At 37.5% G+C, this 20918-nt stretch carries 17 protein-coding genes; 1 reads left to right on the top strand and 16 read right to left on the bottom strand.

Annotation, left to right across the window (positions count from 1 at the left end; genetic code table 11):
- Window positions 1-17 precede the first annotated feature (17 nt).
- The 12 genes from NSQ18_RS09365 to NSQ18_RS09310 form a co-directional block, all read right to left on the bottom strand.
- Window positions 18-932 carry a diacylglycerol kinase gene (locus NSQ18_RS09365; protein ID WP_339287793.1) on the bottom strand — a complete coding sequence of 305 codons (915 nt, stop codon included), beginning with the start codon at window positions 930-932 and terminating at the stop codon, window positions 18-20.
- Between the two features lie 142 nt (window positions 933-1074).
- Window positions 1075-1638: a thioredoxin family protein gene (locus NSQ18_RS09360; RefSeq protein WP_096549739.1), complete on the bottom strand. Its 564-nt coding sequence runs from the start codon at window positions 1636-1638 to the stop codon at window positions 1075-1077.
- Between the two features lie 871 nt (window positions 1639-2509).
- Window positions 2510-3955, bottom strand: coding sequence for an Asp-tRNA(Asn)/Glu-tRNA(Gln) amidotransferase subunit GatB (gene gatB, locus NSQ18_RS09355; RefSeq protein ID WP_016838750.1), 1446 nt, complete (start codon window positions 3953-3955; stop codon window positions 2510-2512).
- Between the two features lie 2 nt (window positions 3956-3957).
- Window positions 3958-5418: an Asp-tRNA(Asn)/Glu-tRNA(Gln) amidotransferase subunit GatA gene (gene gatA, locus NSQ18_RS09350; RefSeq protein WP_339287790.1), complete on the bottom strand. Its 1461-nt coding sequence runs from the start codon at window positions 5416-5418 to the stop codon at window positions 3958-3960.
- A 104-nt stretch (window positions 5419-5522) separates the two neighbouring features.
- The gene (gene gatC / locus NSQ18_RS09345) at window positions 5523-5816 is read right to left on the bottom strand and encodes an Asp-tRNA(Asn)/Glu-tRNA(Gln) amidotransferase subunit GatC (RefSeq protein WP_016838752.1); all 294 of its coding nucleotides are present in this window, start codon (window positions 5814-5816) and stop codon (window positions 5523-5525) included.
- A gap of 202 nt (window positions 5817-6018) precedes the next feature.
- On the bottom strand, window positions 6019-7167 hold the full coding sequence (locus tag NSQ18_RS09340; protein WP_168412276.1) for a CamS family sex pheromone protein: 1149 nt from the start codon (window positions 7165-7167) through the stop codon (window positions 6019-6021).
- A 14-nt stretch (window positions 7168-7181) separates the two neighbouring features.
- Complete coding sequence (gene ligA, locus NSQ18_RS09335; RefSeq protein WP_168412275.1) at window positions 7182-9185, bottom strand: NAD-dependent DNA ligase LigA; 2004 nt, start codon at window positions 9183-9185, stop codon at window positions 7182-7184.
- A gap of 35 nt (window positions 9186-9220) precedes the next feature.
- Window positions 9221-11473 carry a DNA helicase PcrA gene (pcrA, locus tag NSQ18_RS09330; RefSeq protein ID WP_096549743.1) on the bottom strand — a complete coding sequence of 751 codons (2253 nt, stop codon included), beginning with the start codon at window positions 11471-11473 and terminating at the stop codon, window positions 9221-9223.
- A 65-nt stretch (window positions 11474-11538) separates the two neighbouring features.
- On the bottom strand, window positions 11539-12231 hold the full coding sequence (locus NSQ18_RS09325; protein ID WP_096549744.1) for a heptaprenylglyceryl phosphate synthase: 693 nt from the start codon (window positions 12229-12231) through the stop codon (window positions 11539-11541).
- A 269-nt stretch (window positions 12232-12500) separates the two neighbouring features.
- Complete coding sequence (locus NSQ18_RS09320; RefSeq protein WP_016838756.1) at window positions 12501-12818, bottom strand: YerC/YecD family TrpR-related protein; 318 nt, start codon at window positions 12816-12818, stop codon at window positions 12501-12503.
- 16 nt (window positions 12819-12834) lie between these two features.
- Window positions 12835-13887: a DUF3048 domain-containing protein gene (locus tag NSQ18_RS09315; RefSeq protein ID WP_339287789.1), complete on the bottom strand. Its 1053-nt coding sequence runs from the start codon at window positions 13885-13887 to the stop codon at window positions 12835-12837.
- A gap of 17 nt (window positions 13888-13904) precedes the next feature.
- Complete coding sequence (locus tag NSQ18_RS09310; protein ID WP_339287788.1) at window positions 13905-15638, bottom strand: adenine deaminase C-terminal domain-containing protein; 1734 nt, start codon at window positions 15636-15638, stop codon at window positions 13905-13907.
- A gap of 165 nt (window positions 15639-15803) precedes the next feature.
- Here NSQ18_RS09310 and NSQ18_RS09305 point away from each other — a divergent pair, with 165 nt between their 5' ends.
- Window positions 15804-16262, top strand: a complete 459-nt coding sequence (locus tag NSQ18_RS09305; RefSeq protein WP_016838759.1) for a hypothetical protein — start codon at window positions 15804-15806, stop codon at window positions 16260-16262.
- A gap of 82 nt (window positions 16263-16344) precedes the next feature.
- Here NSQ18_RS09305 and purD read toward each other — a convergent pair whose 3' ends face one another.
- The 4 genes from purD to purM form a co-directional block, all read right to left on the bottom strand.
- Window positions 16345-17601 carry a phosphoribosylamine--glycine ligase gene (gene purD, locus NSQ18_RS09300; protein WP_016838760.1) on the bottom strand — a complete coding sequence of 419 codons (1257 nt, stop codon included), beginning with the start codon at window positions 17599-17601 and terminating at the stop codon, window positions 16345-16347.
- A 125-nt stretch (window positions 17602-17726) separates the two neighbouring features.
- A complete protein-coding gene (gene purH, locus NSQ18_RS09295) occupies window positions 17727-19253 on the bottom strand; it encodes a bifunctional phosphoribosylaminoimidazolecarboxamide formyltransferase/IMP cyclohydrolase (RefSeq protein ID WP_016838761.1) in 1527 nt (508 codons plus the stop codon).
- A gap of 35 nt (window positions 19254-19288) precedes the next feature.
- Window positions 19289-19858, bottom strand: coding sequence for a phosphoribosylglycinamide formyltransferase (gene purN, locus NSQ18_RS09290; protein WP_016838762.1), 570 nt, complete (start codon window positions 19856-19858; stop codon window positions 19289-19291).
- Window positions 19855-20913 (bottom strand): phosphoribosylformylglycinamidine cyclo-ligase, encoded by a 1059-nt coding sequence (gene purM, locus NSQ18_RS09285; protein ID WP_016838763.1) that lies wholly within the window; start codon window positions 20911-20913, stop codon window positions 19855-19857. The genes purN and purM overlap by 4 nt, the downstream gene beginning before the upstream one ends.
- Window positions 20914-20918 lie beyond the last annotated feature (5 nt).

The following is a 20918-nucleotide window of genomic DNA, read 5'->3' as shown; positions in this document are numbered from 1 at the left end:
ATTTTTTTCGAGTCAAACTAAACGCGATCTTGTTCGCGAATATCATCAATTGGTACAAAAACTTCAATATGTCTTTTTAGATTTTTAAATGTTACTGGCGCTTTTCCACCTAATTCCCCATCTAAATTAATCAACACGTCCTCATCCGATGATACTTTCACGACATTTGCCTTACGATAAATTACATGTGGATCACTTAAATGTTCTCCTCGAAGTGCTAGCGTAAGGACTTTAATGAAATCAGCTAAACTACATTTTTTTAAAATCATCATCGTAAATTTGCCATCGTTAATACTTGAATCTGGAGCAATTTTTTCAAACCCACCGACTGAGTTCGTGAGTGCACATAAAAAGGCCATCACTTCGCCTTCATACACTTCTCCGTCCATTTCAAATCGCATATTGGTTGCTTTGATGGAAGGAAGCATTTCAATTCCTTTGATGTAATATGCTAGTTGCCCTAAAACCGTTTTCATTTTTATTGGTACTTCATAGGTTAACTCTGTGATGCGTCCACCAGCTGCTATATTGATAAAATAGCGTTCCTCATTTAATAATCCAACGTCGACTGGGATTGTATCACCTTTTACAATTACATCAACCGCATCTTCAATTTTCCTAGGAATATGAAGGGCACGAGCAAAATCATTTGTTGTTCCCATTGGAATGACACCAAGCTTTGGACGTTTTTCAAAAGAGCTGATTCCCGAAACGACTTCGTTTAATGTCCCATCTCCACCAGCAGCAACAACTATATCAAATCCACGTTCAACGGCTTTTTCTGCAGCAGCTTTTGCATCACCTGCGCCAGTTGTTGCATGGCAAGATGTTTCATACCCAGCAATCTCCAGCTTTTCTAGCACTTCAGGCAAGTGCTTTTTAAAAGTTTCTCTACCTGATGTTGGATTATAAATAATTCTCGCTCTTTTCATGTTTTCGCCATCCTATTTATTCTTTTAAATTAAAAACGTTTATGTATCTTTGAATGTTCCTTATGATGAATGAAATTAACAAGAGAAAATTCCCAATCCAACGAAAGGGAATTTTCTTAGTTTAACAAACTTTGGTTTGAAATTAAGATAACATTTCCATTATAACTTTTTTCATATCTTCATATACCCACTTTGCACATTGTGGATCTTTTACAAATTTCTCCTGCAAAGTAGTATACAACTCTTTTTGTTTTTCTTCAAATGTTGGGTTATCTTTAGCCGGCAATTTTGCTCTTTCTTCCACTACTAATTGTTGCAGCTCTGGAGCTCTAGGTCCCCATTTTCCTATGACTTGTCCTTCTTCATTTAGGAATAAATAAATTGGAATCGCTCTTCCTCCGTTTGTTAAATAGCGGTCAATTAAGTCTGTATCTTCGTCTCGGAATACACATCGAATGTCCAACCCGGCTGCTTCAGCAATTTTACGCATGATGGGATTATTGAGCATGGCATCTCCACACCAATCTTCCGTAATAGTTAAAATATGTGGCTTTTTCTCTTTAAGCAGCGGGATCAGTTCGTCATTTTCATCGATTTTGAAGTTGTGATATATTTCAAAACTTCCCTCTTTTAAATTTGTTTTCATTTGCTCCATGTATTCTGCCATGGAAATCCCCTGTTCGAAATATTGTTGTTCTGTTTTCATGTCATCAACCTCCCTTTTGTTACTATATTGCATGGAAAAGTTTAGAATTACAATGTTTTTGATTATATAAAGGGATGTTGCATCTGCAAAAAATGAAGTGCTATGACTTTTGCACACCCCTTCCGCACATGTTGATTTGCTCATGCTCCTATCCGCACATGTTCATTCTCTATACACACAAGCAGTACTCCTATCCGCACGAATGAAACTTTATCCACACAAGTGATGCTCCTATCCGCACATGGTCATTCTCTATACACACAAGCAGCACTCCTATCCGCACGAATGACACTTTATCCGCACAAGTGATGCTCCTATCCGCACATATTCATTCTCTATACACACAAGCAGCACTCCTATCCGCACGAATGACACTTTATCACAAGTGATGCTCCTATCCGCACATGTTCATTCTCTATACACACAAGCAGCACTTCTATCCGCACGAACGACACTTTATCCGCACAAGTGACGCTCCTATCCGCACAAATGACACTTTATCTACACATGTTGATTCTCCATATGCACAAGTGGACACCCTATCAGCTCATGTTGAAATCTATCTCACAAATGAACACCTTATCAGCACATGTTAAATTCTCTATACACACAAGCAGCACTCCTATCCACACGAATGACACTTTATCTGCACAAGTGATACTCCTATCCGCACATGTTCATTCTCTATACACACAAGCAGCACTCCTATGTACATGTAGAAATCATATCTGCACAAGTGTACATCCCATCCACACAAATGGAAACCCTATTTTCACAACTAGACACCCTTTTGCACAAGCATCTCATTCATGCTGTAACCACTAATATAAAAATCCGCATAAGCCAAAGAAGCTTATGCGGCACATATTATTTATCGTTTATTAATTTCTTCAAGTAATATTTTATTAACCATTGGTGGGTTTGCTTGTCCTTTTGTTGCTTTCATAATTTGACCTACTAAGAAGCCAATAGCACGATCTTTACCATTTTTAAAGTCTTCGATAGATTGTGGGTTATTGTCAAGCACTTCAATAATAATCGGAAGAAGTACGTTTGGATCAGAAATTTGAACCATACCTTTTTCCTTCACGATTTTTTCAGCATCTCCACCGTTTTTCACTAACTCATTAAATACTTTCTTCGCAATTTTGGAAGAAATTGTACCATCAGAAATAAGTTTTACTAATCCAGCCAAGTTTTCAGGCGTTAATTTTGTTTCTGTAATTTCAATTTGTTCTGCGTTTAAGTAAGCGGAAACGTCACCCATTAGCCAGTTAGCAGAAAGTTTTGCATCTGCACCGAGTTTAACCATTTCATCGAAGAAGTCTGAAATCGTTTTATTTACTACTAGTACATTTGCATCGTACTCTGTTAAACCAAGCTGTTCAATGTAACGTTTTTTACGAGCATCTGGAAGCTCAGGGATGGAAGCTTTCACGCGCTCTAACCATTCATCATCAATTTCAAGATGAACTAAGTCTGGCTCTGGGAAGTAACGATAATCCTCAGCAGCTTCTTTTACACGCATTAAGATAGTTTTTCCTGTTTTTTCATCGAAACGGCGTGTTTCTTGCTTGATTACCCCACCGCTCATTAAAACTTCTGCTTGGCGTTTTTCTTCGTATTCAAGCCCTTTACGAACAAAGTTGAAAGAGTTTAAGTTTTTCAATTCTGTTTTTGTACCGAATTCTTTTTGTCCGTATGGTCGAATGGAAATATTTGCGTCACAACGCAATGAACCTTCTTCCATTTTCACATCAGAAACGCCTGTATATTGGATAATGGACTTTAATTTTTCAAGGTATAAATACGCTTCTTCTGGAGTACGGATATCTGGTTCAGAAACGATTTCTAAGAGTGGCGTTCCTTTACGGTTAAAGTCAACAAGTGAGTAGCCATCTCCGTGTAATAATTTACCAGCATCTTCTTCCATATGAAGACGTGTAATACCGATTCGCTTCGTATATCCAGGTTGTCCATCTTTTGCAGGTACTTCGATTTCAATCCATCCATCATAGCCGATAGGTTTATCATATTGAGAGATTTGATAGCCGCTCGGATTGTCTGGATAGAAATAGTTTTTACGGTCAAATTTTGTATGCTGATTAATCTTCATGTTTAATGCAAGAGCAGCTTTCATTGCATATTCAACAACAGTTTTATTTAAAACCGGAAGTACTCCTGGATAAGCAAGGTCGTAAACTGTTGTATTTGCGTTTGGCTCTGCACCGAATTGGTTAGGTGCTGCAGAGAAAATTTTAGAATTTGTTTTTAATTCAACGTGTACTTCTAAACCAATAACTGTTTCAAAATTCATGATTATTTACCCCCCAATCTAGGAGATTGTTTATGGTAATCTGTTGCTTTTTCAAATGCGTAAGCAGCGCGATAAACTGTTTCTTCATCAAAGTGCTTACCAATGATTTGTAAACCTAGTGGCAAGCCGTTGTCAAAGCCACAAGGGATCGAAATTGCAGGTACACCCGCTAAGTTAATTGGAATTGTTAAAATATCATTCGCATACATTGTCAATGGATCATCGATGTTTTCACCAATTTTGAATGCTGGTGATGGTGTTGTTGGACCAACGATTACATCATAATCTTCAAATACTTTATCGTAATCTTGCTTAATTAATGTACGAACTTGTTGTGCTTTTTTATAGTAAGCATCATATGTTCCTGCAGAAAGTGAATACGTACCAAGCATGATACGACGTTTTACTTCATCTCCAAAGCCTTGTGCACGTGTTTCTTTATATAATTCCATTAAGTTTTTCACGCCTTCTGCACGGAAGCCGTAACGAATTCCGTCGAAGCGAGCAAGGTTAGATGAAGCTTCAGAAGATGAAAGGATGTAGTAAGTTGCTAAAGCGTATTTAGAGTGAGGAAGTGAAACCTCTTCAACTGTTGCACCAAGTCCTTTGAACACTTCAAGAGCATCTAAAACTGATTTGCGTACAGATTCACTTACACCCTCACCTAAAAATTCTTTCGGAACTGCGATGCGAAGTCCTTTAATATCTCCGTCTAATTTAGATACATAGTTTGGCACTGGCACATCGGCACTTGTAGAGTCATTAGGGTCCACGCCAGCAATCACTTCTAGTAATAACGCATTATCATACACATTGCGTGTAATTGGTCCGATTTGGTCAAGAGATGATGCAAAGGCAACTGCACCAAAACGGGAAACACGGCCATAAGTTGGCTTCATTCCGACTACACCACAGAATGCGGCAGGTTGACGAATTGAACCACCTGTATCTGTACCTAATGCGAATGGAACTTCTCCTGCTGCAACACTTGCTGCTGATCCACCTGAAGAACCGCCTGGTACACGTTCAAGATCCCAAGGGTTTTTCGTCTTTTTGTAATATGAAGTTTCCGTTGATGAACCCATCGCAAATTCATCCATGTTGAGCTTGCCAATTGTAATCATGCCAGCTTCTCGAAGCTTCTTCACAACTGTCGCGTCATAGATTGGAATGAAACCTTCTAAGATTTTAGAAGCACAAGTCGTTTCAAGTCCTTCAGTCACGATATTGTCTTTAATTCCAATTGGTAGACCGAACAATGGGCCGCGTTCGTTCTTTGGTACTTGATCCTTTTCTTTTGCTTCCTCAAGCGCTTTTTCTTTATTTAAAGCAAGAAACGCTTGCACATCTCCATCAACTTCTTCGATTCTTTTATAAGATTCATTCACCAAATCAACAATTGTAAAATCGCCATTATGTAAACCTTCTTGTAATTCTTTAGATGAACGTTCTAATAACGTCATGAAGTTCCCTCCTTTAATATGGGTATATTGAACAATGCAAGCCTCGCTAGTGACTTACACAAAAAATAATGGCTTTTGCCATTAACAAATCCATCCATTAACTTTTATTCTTCTAAAATTGGTGGAACTTTAACAAGACCATCTTCATGTTCTTTTACATTCAATAACACTTTTTCCCGATCCAATCCTTTTTCAGCTACGTCTTCTCTCATTACATTAACGATCGGTAAAACGTGTGACGTTGGCTCTACATTTGTTGTGTCTAATTCATTTAATGTTTGTACATATTCCGTAATTTTTCCAAGCTGTTCAGCAAATTTTTCAGCTTCTTCTTCTGTAATTGCTAAACGAGCAAGGTGAGCTACGTGCTTTACTTCTTCCTTCGTCAATTTTGACATTGATGATTACACCTCCACATTTCGTAAACCTGGCAATAATAATACCATTTTTTTATTGAAAAATCACACTTTTATAGGAAATTCCCTTCAGTTAAATATTACTTTTCAATTATCTCCAAAAACTGCATATTTTCAAACATCACTATCAAAGAGAAAACAACCAATTTGAAACAGTGTTACGCAATCGTAACACTGTTTTTCATTAATAATCATAGATATGAACAAATGGCTCCTGATCATTGCGATCTTTTAGAATAAGTGCTTCCGGTCCATTAATGGAAGTAATGCTCACTTCAATATCAAGGCTATTTGGGAATCTTTTCATTAATACGCCTGTTAAATATTGAGTAAAACCAATTATTTCCGTCGTTCCATAAAATTGGATCGGCACTTCCACATTTAATCTGACTAATTGGTCGTTCTGGTAAAACCCTCGACCGATGACGCTTGTATAATTTGAAAAATAATCTTGAATATCTTGTTTGAAGTTTAGGAAGTTTGTATTGATTTCTCGATAAATATCCTCTGGATTTGTCATAGGGAACGTTACATATTTTTCATTGATAGACGTCCATTCTTCTAAACTATTTTGTCCTGGTTTGGATAGACTATATGCAAAATAAGTTCCCGGAACGATGGAGTTACGCGCTTCCTGTTTAAATAATGCAATTAGAATAGGAATATCTTGTAACTCTGGACGGGCACGTAAACGACGAATTACCTCTTCCGCTATTTCTTTTCCTTTTTTCTCTAGTTGTGCAGGAGGTATTGGTTCATCATACCATTCGCCATATTGTTCTTTCTGATAGTAATAGATAGAATTTAATGCTAGTCCAATGGAGATTCCGCCAAGTGTCACTTTATTGTCATTCGTCTTTGTTAAGTAGTTTTGCTCGATAATATGCGCTAAGTATACAGGCGCTTCTTTTGCCCGTTTTACAGGATCCATGTCTTTTTCAGCAGGGGGATTTAACCCGTCTTCAGTTTGATTGCTTCGTGCAAGCCAACTGCTGACCGTATCACTATCTAAATATTGTCCTTCTTGGAAATAATACTTATCTGTGCCGAATTCGTTTTGCGAAATACGCATTAACCCTTCTTCTGCTTCTTTAATGTCGTATTTCGTATAAATATTTGATACGACGAGACCTCTGCTTGCACTCTCTTTATATGGAATCAATGTTTTATAATATCTTTCGTCCAGTTGCATATTTGGGATGATAGTCGTTTCAACTTCTGCTTCAGATTTTTTATTTGGTCCTACTACTTCCGTATCTTCTCGAAAAGAAGGCGTACAACCGCTAAGCACAGCGACAACGACCATCGCCGTTATCCAGCGAAATCGGTTCATTGTATGAATCCCCTTTACTTTTCTAATTGTTCAATAAGGCGGTTTTCGTCCCAAACTTCTATACCCAATTCTTGTGCTTTCGTAAGTTTAGAGCCTGCATCTGTTCCTGCAATAACAAGATCTGTCTTTTTACTGACGCTTCCTGTCACTTTACCACCCAACTCTTCTATTTTCGCTTTAGCTTCATTGCGTGTCAATCTTTCCAATTTTCCAGTTAAAACAATCGTTTTCCCTGCAAATAGGCTATCTGAAATTGCTGCTTGAGACTTCTTCTTCCCTTTATACACCATGTTGACACCGGCTTCTTTGAGTCGGGCGATTAATTGTTTCGCTTCATCTTTTTGGAAATAAGAAACAACTGATTGAGCGATTTTTTCACCGATTTCATGAATATTCGTCAGCTCTTCTACTGTTGCCTCCATGATGCGATCCATTGTTTCAAATTCTTCCGCAATGAGCTTTGCTGCTTTTTCACCAACATGGCGAATTCCAAGGCCAAATAATAACCGTTCTAATGAATTTTCTTTTGAACGTTCGATAGCATTGACTAAATTTGTTGCAGAAAGTTGCCCCATACGTTCCAATTTCGCCAGCTCTTCTACTTGTAAATGATATAAATCCGCTACATCACGAATATAGTTTTCTTTTAAAAGTTGTTCCGTTATTTTCTCTCCCAACCCATCGATATTCATTGCATTTCTAGAAACAAAGTGCTTAATTCCTTCAGCAATTTGAGCAGGACAGGCAGGATTTACACAGCGAATTGCTACTTCTTCGTCAATACGAATGAGTTCGCTGCCACAAACAGGGCAATGATCAGGCATTTTATATGGTACAGTACCTTCTGGCCGCTGTTCTAAAATGACGCTAACGACTTCCGGAATAATGTCTCCTGCTTTATGAACGATGACCGTATCACCAATTCGGATATCTTTTTCACGTATTAAATCTTCATTATGAAGGGAAGCTCGACCCACTGTAGAACCTGCAATTCTGACAGGTTCTAGAATTGCTGTAGGAGTTACAACACCTGTGCGTCCTACTGTTAATTCAATATCGATGATTTTCGTAATGGCTTCTTCCGCTGGGAACTTATAAGCGATTGCCCAACGAGGACTTTTTGCTGTAAAACCGAGTTCTTCTTGGTGAGCAAATCGATTCACCTTGATTACAATACCATCGATTTCATAGGGCAAGTTTGGGCGTTCCGCTGTCCATTTATTTATAAACGCTAATACATCATCTATTGTTTCACAAACTGCTCTTTCTTTGTTGACACGGAAACCAATCGAATCTAAGTATTCAAGCATTTCTGCATGGCTATCAATACCGTATGCTTCTCCATCTCCACCAATTGAATAGATAAATGTTGCTAAGTTTCGAGAAGCGGTGATTTTTGAATCGAGTTGGCGCAGTGATCCAGCAGCTGCATTCCGAGGATTAGCAAAAAGATCTTCTCCATTTTCCGCTCGCTGTTTATTTAATTCTTCAAAGGATTTTTTAGGCATATAAGCCTCTCCGCGCACTTCAATTGTTACCGGCTCTTTTAATCGCAATGGTATGTCTTTAATGGTTTTTAAATTTACTGTAATATCTTCGCCGACTGTACCATCACCGCGGGTAGCGCCTTGTACAAATATTCCATTCTCATATCTTAATGCGATGGCAAGCCCATCTATTTTCAGTTCACAAACATAGTTGTATCGATCGCCAATCGCTTGACGAATTTTTCGATCAAAATCCCGCAAATCATCTTCGGAAAATGCATTCGAAAGGCTTAACATCGGGTATCTGTGAGTTACTTTGTTAAACCCTTCAAGCGGCTTTCCACCAACCCGTTGAGTAGGTGAATCCGGATAGATGAATTCCGGATGTTCCTTTTCGATTGCCATTAATTCTTGCATTAGCTGATCATACACCGCATCAGGAACTAAAGGCTTGTCTAGTACATAGTAGGCATGAGCATATTCATGTAAAAGCTTATTTAGTTCAGCTACACGTTTTTCAAGGTCTTTCATCGTAATCCTCCACTAATTGTTAAGTGAAATGTTATTTAACCTTTTGTAATTGGGGCAAACTTGGCAAGTAGCCTTTTGATGCCTTTGTCTGGAAAGGCAATATCCAGCTCCATATCGTCACCTTCACCTTTTACACTAACAACAACACCTGTACCCCATTTACCATGAATCGCCTTATCTCCAACTTTCCATTGGAATTGTTCTCCACCAGTCGATTGGAGAGTAGCAATTTGCGATTTTGATTGAACAACACCAATTTTTCTTTTGTAACTTGAAGCTCTCTGCTGACCTGCGAAAGGCAATTTTTCTTCCACATCACCAAAGCTATATGATTTCGAAATTGGATAAATGATGTCATCCGAAATTTCTTTGATGAAACGGGACGGTAAGTTTGAATTAGAGCGGCCAAAAAGCGTGCGATAAGAGGCACAAGTTAAGTATAGCCGTTCTTCTGCCCGTGTGATTCCCACATAAGCTAAGCGGCGTTCTTCTTCCATTTCAGCTTTATCTCCAATTGAGCGGGAATGAGGGAAAATGTTTTCCTCCATACCGATAATGAATACAACCGGAAACTCTAATCCCTTCGCGGAATGCAACGTCATTAATACAATGCTCTCTTTTGAATCGCTTTCTTGATCTAGCGAATCAATATCTGCAATCAATGCGAGATCTGTTAAAAATGCAACGAGGGATTTATCGTCGCTTCTTTCTTCAAAGGCTTTTGTTACAGATAAAAATTCTTCAATGTTTTCTAATCGACTTTGAGATTCAATCGTATTTTCTTTCTCAAGCATTGCACGATATCCCGATTTCTCAATGACTTCTTCCACCAATTCCGTGACAGATAAATAATCTTGCATTTTCGTCAATCCTTCAATTAATTCACGGAATTTTTCAATTGCGTTCATTGCCCTAGGTGTTAACCCGATGGAGGAAATGTCATTGAATGCTTTAAAAATGGATATATCGTTTTCAATTGCATAAGTCGCAATTTTATCGAAAGTTGATGGACCAATGCTTCGTTTCGGTTCATTGATGATGCGGGCCAGTGATAAATCATCATCATTGTTGGCAATTAATCGCAAATAAGCAAGTAAGTCTTTAATTTCTTTACGATCGTAGAATTTCGTACCCCCAACAATCGTATACTGCAAATTAGATTTCACTAAAACTTCTTCCATTGCACGGGATTGGGCATTTGTGCGGTAAAGTATAGCAAAATCTTTTAAACTACGCCCTTCTTTTTCCATTAATTCTTTAATTGTTTTAACTACAAATTGCGCTTCATCTCTTTCATCACGAGCGGTATAGAATACAATTTTTTCGCCTTCAGGATTATCTGTGCGCAGCTTCTTTGGATAACGGCTTTCATTGTTTGAGATGACATCGTTTGCTGCTTGCAAAATTCTCTTTGTGGAGCGGTAGTTTTGTTCAAGCAAAATAACGTTTGCATTCGGATAATCTTTTTCAAAAGATAAGATGTTTCGAATGTCTGCACCACGCCACTTATAAATGGATTGATCAGAATCCCCTACAACGCAAATATTTTTAAATTTTGAAGCGAGCATTTTGACAAGTTTATATTGAGAATGGTTCGTATCTTGATATTCATCGACGTGAATGTATTGAAATTTATTTTGGTAGTATTCTAATACGTCCGGTACGCGTTCAAACAAAGTAATCGTCATCATAATTAAATCATCAAAGTCAAGGGATTGATTTTTACGAAGGGTTTTTTCATATTCCTCATACACATCTCCTACGATTTTTTCGTAAGGATTATGTGAATTGGTTATTTTTTTATATTCTTCTGCAGTGATGCATTCATTTTTAGCAGAACTAATCGTGCTTAAAACCGTTCTTGGATCATATCGTTTCGTATCAATATTGAGTTGTTTAAAAACGTTTTTTATTGCTGTTAATTGGTCGGATGAGTCAAGAATCGTAAAGTTTTTTGAGATACCGATGCGATCAATATTTCTTCTTAATATGCGAACGCACATGGAGTGAAATGTAGAAACCCACATGCTTTCGGATATACCGCTTCCCAGTAAAGCATCAATTCGATCACGCATTTCCCTTGCAGCTTTATTCGTAAAGGTAATCGCTAAAATATTTGAAGGGTATACTTGTTTTTCAACAATTAAATATGCAATCCGGTGAGTCAGCACTCTCGTTTTTCCTGAACCTGCACCAGCCATAATGAGAAGGGGACCTTCCGTTGTTTTGACCGCTTCCTTTTGTTGTGGATTCATTCCATCCAATAAATTTTTTGTTATGTGTTCCATGGTGCACCTCACTATTACAAACATTTGTTCTCAATTATACTACAAAGAGATCATTTTCGCACCGTTTATCTTGTTACACTTTTTACTGCCACAACGGTTTTTAGCGCTTCTTTTAAATCCTCATAAATGACGTTTCCAACGATAACAGTATCTGCAAATTTGGCCATCTCTTTTGCTTGTTCAGCGTTGCGGATACCTCCACCATAAAATAGTCGAGTTTCTGATAATACTTCTTTTACCCCAGCAACAATTTCTACGTCACCATATGTACCGCTGTATTCTACATAAAAAATAGGCAATTTAAAGTAATTTTCAGCAAGTCGGGCATATGCAATTACGTCTTCTTTTGTTAAATTTGTATCGGCCTCCGTTGCTTTTGCTACTTTGCAATCTGGATTTAATATACAGTAGCCTTCTGCAACTAGTTCATCCCATACCATGACATCACCAAATTCTTTAATGGCCGCATGATGAAGGTCTTTTACCCATTTTGTATTCGTACTATTTAAGACAGTAGGTATCAAATAATAATCAAATCCAGGGGTAATAGATTCAATTGTTGATATTTCTAAGGCAATTGGAACAGAATATCTTCTGATTCGAACGAGTTGTTCGAGCACGTTATCTAAAGTAATCCCATCTGTCCCTCCTACTAAAATGACATCTGTGCCAGATTCGCACACCTTTTCTAATGCTTCATCTGAAAGTTCTTTTGAAGGGTCAATTTTAAATACATGTCTCCAATTTTTATAGTCCATAAAGTCCTCACCTATTCCTATTTATTTTGTGCTTATAAGTATATCTCAAAGTAGCTTTTACCGAAAACTCCTACCTACTTTCCTGTAAGTGAAATCGCTGTTTATATAAGAAACTTTTCTCAATCCTCGTTCAGTTGTCCTTGACCGAAAAAGAGAGTATGAGGAATGAAGAAAGCATCCACGAAATCGAAAATCGACAAACAAAAAATTATCACCCAATTAAACTGAGTGATAATTTTTACTTCTAAACAATCCCAATTTTAACAAACTTATCTTTTTGGTTCATATGGTTTTTCATTTGGATAAAGTCGACTTAACATTTCTTCATAAGCATCATTGCCATAATCGAAACAACGACGCACCCGTGAAATGGTTGCAGTAGAAGCTCCGGTTTCTTTTTTGATTGTTTCATAAGTTTTTTTCAAACGTAATAGATGAGCTACTTCAAATCGTTGAGCCATCGATTGAATTTCACTAATCGTACATAAGTCATCGAAAAATTTATAGCATTCTTCAAGGTCTCTCAATTCTAATATCGCTCTAAAAAGCTGATCTGTTTGAGGACCACGAATTTTATCTACCTGCATTTTCTTCCTCATCCTTTCAACTTTGCTGCTCAGAATTTGAATAAGTTACAGAAGTAGCAATTCCCGGATTTGTTGGTACAAAATGAATCCATGTTTTACCTGGCATAAGTTTTGCTTCACTGCCGTCGATTTCTACCGCTGTTAAAACGCCGTCAATATTTTCCCAACGCAGTTCTCGCATCATCCCTTGTTGGAAAATATAAGCTCTCCCACCAGAATAAATATCAATCTCTCTACGGCCTTTGTTGTCAATCACCTGATGATCCATTTCCAAGACTAACACATTGGATAACTTTATCGGTTCTCCCGTCAATAAATCTGTTGTTACCGTTCCACCAGAAGAGCGGGAATAAGTGTTGCTCACTGGATCATATGAATAGGTGCTGTTAAAGTTTTCATTATTACTATAACGGACATGTATACGATCTGCTTGCGCACCTACTTTAACACTTTCCTCATCATCATAATAAGTATACGATACTTTTTTCTGATAGAGAAGTGAAGCATTCACTTTTTCTGCAGCAGCTTCTAGGTTATCGCTCATAAAATATGAGTTATGTGGTGCAACCCGATCTTTAGAACGTTTGAAGAAGGAACCATCGTAATACATACCGTTAATGTTATCAACGATGCCATTTTCGAGCATCTGTTTTGCTTCTGGACTGAAACCGTGTGCAATGTAAAAGGCGTCAAATCCATCCGCTAATTCAATAAAATAGGATCTTGCACTACGAATTGGTCCGATGCTATCAGGAATTTCCGATTGGAACAATGCCAAAAATCTTGTAACATCCCCTTCTGCAAGCATTTCATAAACTACATCAGCACTTGCAATACCAGATTGCGGACGGGCAGCAGGGTGATTGTTAATCGTAGCAATAACAGGCCTCATTGTAATCTCATTAGAAATCAGTTCTCCAGTAAATGGTGTCGGATATAATATTTCTTTCGGTTCTTCTTGAACTGGTTCAATTGGTTTATCACTTATGCTTTTTTCACTACCATCTCCACATGCTGCAAGAAGTGAGATACTTGCTAAGACACAAAGCAATGTTTTTTTTCGAAACATAATCTTCATCCTTTCAGCTAGCGCATCACTGATGGAATCATTACTTCTTTTTTCATGACATCAACAATTCCATTTTGTGTGATTCGGATATAAGGTAAATGAGTTGATTGTAAGAAGAACAATGTATAAATCGCATCGCTATGCTTATAACCTCTTTCTCGCAATGCCGCTGTTAATGCCGCCTCATTTTCCATTAAGTCTTCCATCTTTCCAGTGAAAAAGTTACCTGCTCCAGTCAATGGTAGAGACATAATAACTTCATTGTCTTCTGTAAGGACAATGCCGCCCTTCATTTTTTTCATTTCATTAAAAGCAAGCATCATATCTTGCTCATTTTTACCTATTAAAATGATATCCCCTGTATTAGAGTACGAGGAAGCAAATCCTTTTACATTTGTTGCAAAACCTTTTAAGATTGCATTAATTCGCCATTTTCCGTTTTTATCTATAAGCATTAATAAACTTTCATCGGAATTTACAAGAATTTCATTTTTATGCAATTGGAAATTCACAGAGTATGGTTTTGTTATGACATCGTTAACCAATTCAATTCCAATTGGTGTAGATACTTGGAAATCTTCCTCGTTTAACTCAAATTCTAGTTCAAGAGATGGATAATACTTATTCCAATCGATTTCTGGTAATGTTTGTACTTTTTGTCCATCTTTTTTTAACCAAACACCTTTTGATAATACCGATTCCGGATTTGGAGTAAATTCATCTTTTAAAATATTTAAAGTAGCAAATCTTCCTGTCGCAATCAAACCATGTAAATGAGATAAATTATAATACTTCGCGATATTATATGAAGCCATGTTATATGCATCAATAGGGTCGACTCCTACTTCAAGTGCAATTTGGATGCATAAATTCATGACACCTTCACGATGGAAACAAGGTGTTGAACCATCTGTTGTCATCATTAAATGGTCAAATATATTTAACTTTTTATCTAGTATTCCTTTTAATAGATTTGGAAGATCAGGACGGATGGAAGAATATCGTAGCGTTACACCATAACCATGAAAAATCCGTTTTTCAACTTCCTCAACCGTCATTGCTTCATGATCACCATCTGCTCCAAGTAATTTCATTCTGACAAGGGTTTTATCAGATGCACCTGGAAAATGTCCTTCAATTTTCTTCCCATTCTTCTTTGAAGACTGAATCCAATAAAGCATTTGGTCATCACCACGTAAAAGACGTGGCCAACCAGTTAACTCGCCTCCAAGTAAAACGTCATCTCTTCCAATCCATTCAAAAATAGATTTATTCGTAAATATTTGATCTTCATTACCCAATTCGGTTTGCGCATCATAACGAGTCCACCAATAATAAGAAAACGGCATCTTTTTCAATTCATCTAGAAGTGAAAACGCTTTCGTATTAGGGAGTTGTAACGCAAAATGTAGATTATCGCTTATAAACATTGTTGTTCCAAATTGTGCTGCGTAATCTGCAAATGTTACAGGATTATATAATTGAAACGGATGGACATGGGGTTCAATATAACCTGGTACAACCGTTTTTCCCCCTAAATCTATTACTTCAGTATCTAGTAAATTTTCTGGCACTTCATTACCAACATATACGATTCGATCATGATGAACCCAAATATTACCGAAAACCCATTGTTTTAACATGCTATGTAAAAAGCGTGCATTTTTTAAAACAATGGTTGGTGATAGCTTTCCTTCTATCACAGCAATTTGATTTCGGATTTCTTGAATCTTCCAAATAGATTCTGGCATATGTTACACTCCCTTCTATTATATAAAATATTTATTTCGTTTAATCGAGTTTTATTCGCACATACTAACAATGCTGAAAAGCAAGCATATCTGATTTTATCGTAACACAGCACTTTACTAAATTAAAGTTCTTTCAATCAGCACATTTGAAAAGGAGTGATTTTGATGTTGGAAGAAAATATTTCTGAAAAAAGTGGCTTCGTTCGACTTGCTTTAGGCATTGGGTTAACAGCTTGTGGAATTAGTCATTTAGTGAAAGAGAACGGAAACAAAACTTTAGGAATGCTATCAATTACAGCTGGTTCATTAAAAATTGCTGAAGGTATCTTTTTATACTGCCCTACCAAAGCAATGTTCAGCAATAATGTGAAAAATGCCGTTACAACATCCATGCAAGAATTTATGGATGGCGATAGCTTAATGACTGCTTTTAATTCAAGATATAATAGCGGAAATCAAAATTCCAATGGCGGCAATGGCTCCACTATGCAACAAATGACACAAACTGCAGCTAAAGTTGCAGAGACAGTTGCTAACACAACCCAATCGGGCACAATGATGGAGGAAGCTGCCAAAGCCATTCAAGGTGTTACAAATAATGCAAATCAGAAGAAATCCAAATAAATAAAAATGTTTAACTCAGAAAAAGCACAAACCCCATTACTCTTGGTTTGTGCTTTTTATTTCATTTTATCTCATGGAAAAATTATTTAAATGTTCTCCATCCAATATCTTTGCGGTAGAAGAAATGATCCCAAGAATACTTATCTATTCCTGCATATACTTTTTCTTTCGCTTCTTTTAAAGACTCTGCTTTTGATGCCACTAATAACACACGTCCACCATTACCTACATATCGTCCATCTTGAAGTTTCGTTCCTGCATGATATACTTCATATTCTTTACTAAGCTCATCTAAATTTGGAAGTGGATGTCCTTTTTCAACTGTTCCAGGATAGCCTTCTGCCGCAATGACAACTCCTAGCATTACTTCATTAGACCATTGTAAATCAAAGAATTTTTCTTCCATTAATGCTTTCATGAATAATCCAAAATCAGAAGTCATGCGAGGAAGCACTACTTGTGTTTCTGGATCGCCAAAACGTGCATTAAATTCAATAACTTTTGGACCTTCTTTCGTAAGAATTAATCCTGCATATAAAACTCCAGTGAAGGATGCGCCTTCTTCTTCCATAGCTTTTACAGTTGGTTCTACAATTTCTGTATATGCGCGAGATACCATTTCTTGCGGAATTTGCGGAACCGGTGAATATGCACCCATACCACCAGTATTTGGACCTGTATCGCCATCATAAGCTCGTTTATGATCTTGAGCAATCACCATTGGATAAATTTGCCCTTTATGTACAAAGGACATGAAGGAAAATTCTTCTCCTTCTAAATATTCCTCAATCACTACTTTTGATGAAGATTCACCAAAGCGTTGATTCCCAATCATATCCGTTACAGCATCAATCGCTTCTTGTTCTGTCATTGCAACAACTACACCTTTACCAGCTGCCAAGCCATCTGCTTTTACAACAATCGGTGCCCCTTGTTGTTTAATATATTCAATCGCTTTATCCATTTCAGTAAACGTTTCATAAGTTGCTGTTGGGATGTTGTATTTTTTCATTAATTGTTTTGCAAATGACTTACTACCTTCAATTTGAGCTGCTTGTTTTGTTGGTCCAAAAATGACAAGACCTCGTTCTTGGAAATAATCCACAATTCCCTCAGCAAGAGGTTGTTCAGGACCGACAAAAGTTAAATCAATACGTTGTTCTTTTGCGAAGTTTGCCAAGCTTTCAAAATCCATTGAATCAATCGCAACCAATTCTGCACAATCACGCATTCCATCATTTCCAGGTGCTACATACACTTTTTCTACGGATGGAGAAATGCTGAATTTTTTTGCGATAGCATGCTCACGTCCACCGCTACCAACTACTAATACTTTCATACGATCGATGCCCTCCTACAAATTATTGGCATATATATTTCAAATGAAGTTAGAAATAATTGCAACTTCCAAAAAAATATTTTAACTTTAGAAAAGACGGCTACGAAACGAGCCGTCTTTATTCATTAATGTTTAAAATGTCTTACTCCTGTTGTAACCATGGCAATACCAGCCTTGTTCGCCACATCGATGGAGTCTTGATCGCGAATAGATCCCCCTGGATGAATGATTGCTGTAATTCCAGCTTTGATTGCTTCTTCTACTGTATCTGGCATTGGGAAGAAAGCATCCGAAGCCATTACCGCACCTTTCGCTTTTTCACCAGCTTGCTCTAATGCGATTTTCGCTGCTCCAACACGGTTCATTTGACCTGCACCGATTCCTAATGTCATTTGTTTATTGTTTACGACAATAGCATTTGACTTCACGTGTTTCACAACGGCCCAACCAAGTTTTAAGGCTTCCCATTCTTCCTCCGTTGGTTCACGGTCTGTTACAACTTTTATATCGGCATCGTTAAAGCCATATGTATCGTCTTCTTGGACGAGTAAACCACCTTCAACGGAAACAACTTTGAACGGATCTTGTTTTTCTTGAGAGAAATTGATTGTAAGCAAGCGAATGTTTTTCTTTTTCGTTAAAATTTCTAATGCTTCTTCTGTAAATGAAGGTGCTATGATAATTTCTAAGAAGATATTGCTTAATTTTTCTGCAGTTGGTGCATTTACTTCACGGTTTAACGCAATGATTCCACCAAAAATTGAAACTGGATCTGCTTCATAAGCTTTGTCAAATGCTTCTTCAATCGTGCTACCAGTACCAACACCACATGGGTTCATATGTTTTACCGCTACGGCAGCTGGTATTTTAAATTCTTTTACAATTTGAAGAGCTGCATTCCCATCTTGAATATTATTAAAGGATAATTCTTTTCCATGTAATTGAGTAGCATAGGCAAGAGAAAAATCTGAACCTAAACGTTTTTTATAAAATGCAGCTTTTTGGTGAGGATTTTCACCGTATCGCAACGTTTGTTGTAATTCGTAAGTAAGTGTTAAACTTTCAGGGAATGATTCTTCTGTTAAGTAGTTTGAAATATATGCATCATAGCTTGCTGTATGGCGGAATACTTTCGCTGCAAGTTTTTTTCGCGTTTCAAAAGTAGTTGTACCGTTCGCTTTCAATTCTTCAAGAACCGTAGCATAGTCATTGCTGTCAACGATTACTGTTACATATTGATGATTTTTCGCAGCTGCACGCAACATTGTAGGGCCACCAATATCAATATTTTCAATTGCATCTTCCCAAGTGACATTTGGTTTTGAAATTGTTTCTACAAATGGATATAAGTTTACACAAACGATTTCAATTGGTTCAATTCCGTGTTCTTGCATTTGTGCTTGGTGGGAAGGATCATCAAATTTCCCTAATAGACCACCATGAATCATGGGATTTAATGTTTTTACACGTCCGTCAAGAATTTCAGGAAATTTTGTTACTTCATCTACACCAGTTACCGGTACGTTATTTTCTTGCAATAACTTTTTCGTACCACCAGTAGATAATATTTCATAACCAAGCGCAACTAATTCTTTCGCAAACTCTAAAATTCCATCTTTATTTGAAACACTAATAAGTGCACGTTTTGCCACAGTTAAAGCCTCCAGTTTATACTCTATTTTTGCAATTATTTATTTTCAAATAATTTTTTTAACGTTTTTGGATAAAGTTCATGTTCTACTTTGTGAATACGTTCTTCCGTTGCTTCTCGATTACCATCCACAACTTCTACCGCTCTTTGTGCAATAATTGGACCTGTATCCATCCCTTCATCAACATAATGAACAGTAACCCCAGTGACTTTCACGCCATGTTCCATTGCTTGTCCAATCGCATCTTTTCCAGGAAAAGCTGGTAATAGAGAAGGATGAATATTAACGATTTTATTAGGATATTCAGTAAGTAATGTGTCGCCAATTAAGCGCATATACCCAGCTAATACAATCCATTCCACCGCTTTTTGTTTCAATATTTTTACAATTTCAGATTCATATGTAGCTTTTGAAGCATAATCTTTTGGTGAAAATGCGAAAACTGGGATGCCGAATTTCTCCGCTCTTTTAACCACATATGCATTGGGTTTATCTGTTACTACAACTTCTATGTTTGCATTTAATTCTCCACGTTCGATGGATTCTTGAATCGCTTGAAAATTCGATCCACTTCCTGATGCAAACACTGCTATTTTCGTTGTCATTGGCTCAAGCTCCCATCGTGTTTTCCATTAAATAAAACCCCTTCGCCTTTTACAACACGCCCAATTTGATACGCTTTCTCCCCGTGGGCTTCTGCAATTTGAATTATTTTATCCGCATCTTCAGGAGAAACGGAAAGAACAAATCCAATCCCCATATTAAATACGTTGTATAAATCTCTGTCTGATAGCGAACCTTTATCCTTCAAAAATTCGAAAATTCGAAGAGTTTCCCATGATCCTAAATCAATTTCTGTTGCAAGTCCTTCTGGCATCATTCGAGGCAAGTTTTCATAAAATCCACCACCAGTAATGTGAGCCATGCCGTGAACGTCCACTTGCTTTAACATCTCAAGAACTGGTTTGGCGTAAATTTTTGTTGGTGTAAGCAAAGCATCACCAATTGGCCCCAAATCTTCATAACCTTCAATCAATTCATCATATTTATAGCCGCAATTTCCAAATACGATTTTGCGAACTAAGGAATAACCATTGGAATGCACGCCGCTAGATGCAAGTCCAACAAGGACATCCCCTTCAACAATTTTTTCCCCAGTAACGACACGAGATTTTTCACAAGCCCCAACCGCAAAACCAGCTACATCATATTCATTTTCATCATACAAACCAGGCATTTCAGCAGTTTCCCCGCCGATGAGTGCAGCACCTGCCTGAACGCAGCCATCTGCAACGCCACTTACAATTTGCTCGATCTTTTCAGGGTCTGCTTTCCCAATTGCAATATAATCTAAAAAGTATAACGGTTCTGCACCTTGAGCAACGATATCATTCACACACATCGCCACGCAGTCAATGCCAATCGTGTCATGTTTATCGGCCATAAATGCTAATTTGAGCTTAGTCCCGACACCATCTGTACCAGAAATTAGAACAGGTTCTTTTAAATTTAATGAAGATAAATCGAACATGCCACCGAAGCCACCAAACGTTCCCATGACACCAATTCGTTTTGTTCTTTCTACATGGGATTTCATGCGTTTAACAGCTTCATAACCAGCTTCAATATTGACTCCCGCTTGTTCATATGCCTTTGACATGATTC

The organism is Ureibacillus sp. FSL K6-0786, from assembly GCF_037965165.1.
In the GTDB taxonomy this organism is placed as follows: Bacteria; Bacillota; Bacilli; order Bacillales_A; family Planococcaceae; genus Ureibacillus; species Ureibacillus thermosphaericus.
Note: the sequence above shows the minus strand (reverse complement) of the source record. Positions and strands in the feature narration are given on the sequence as shown.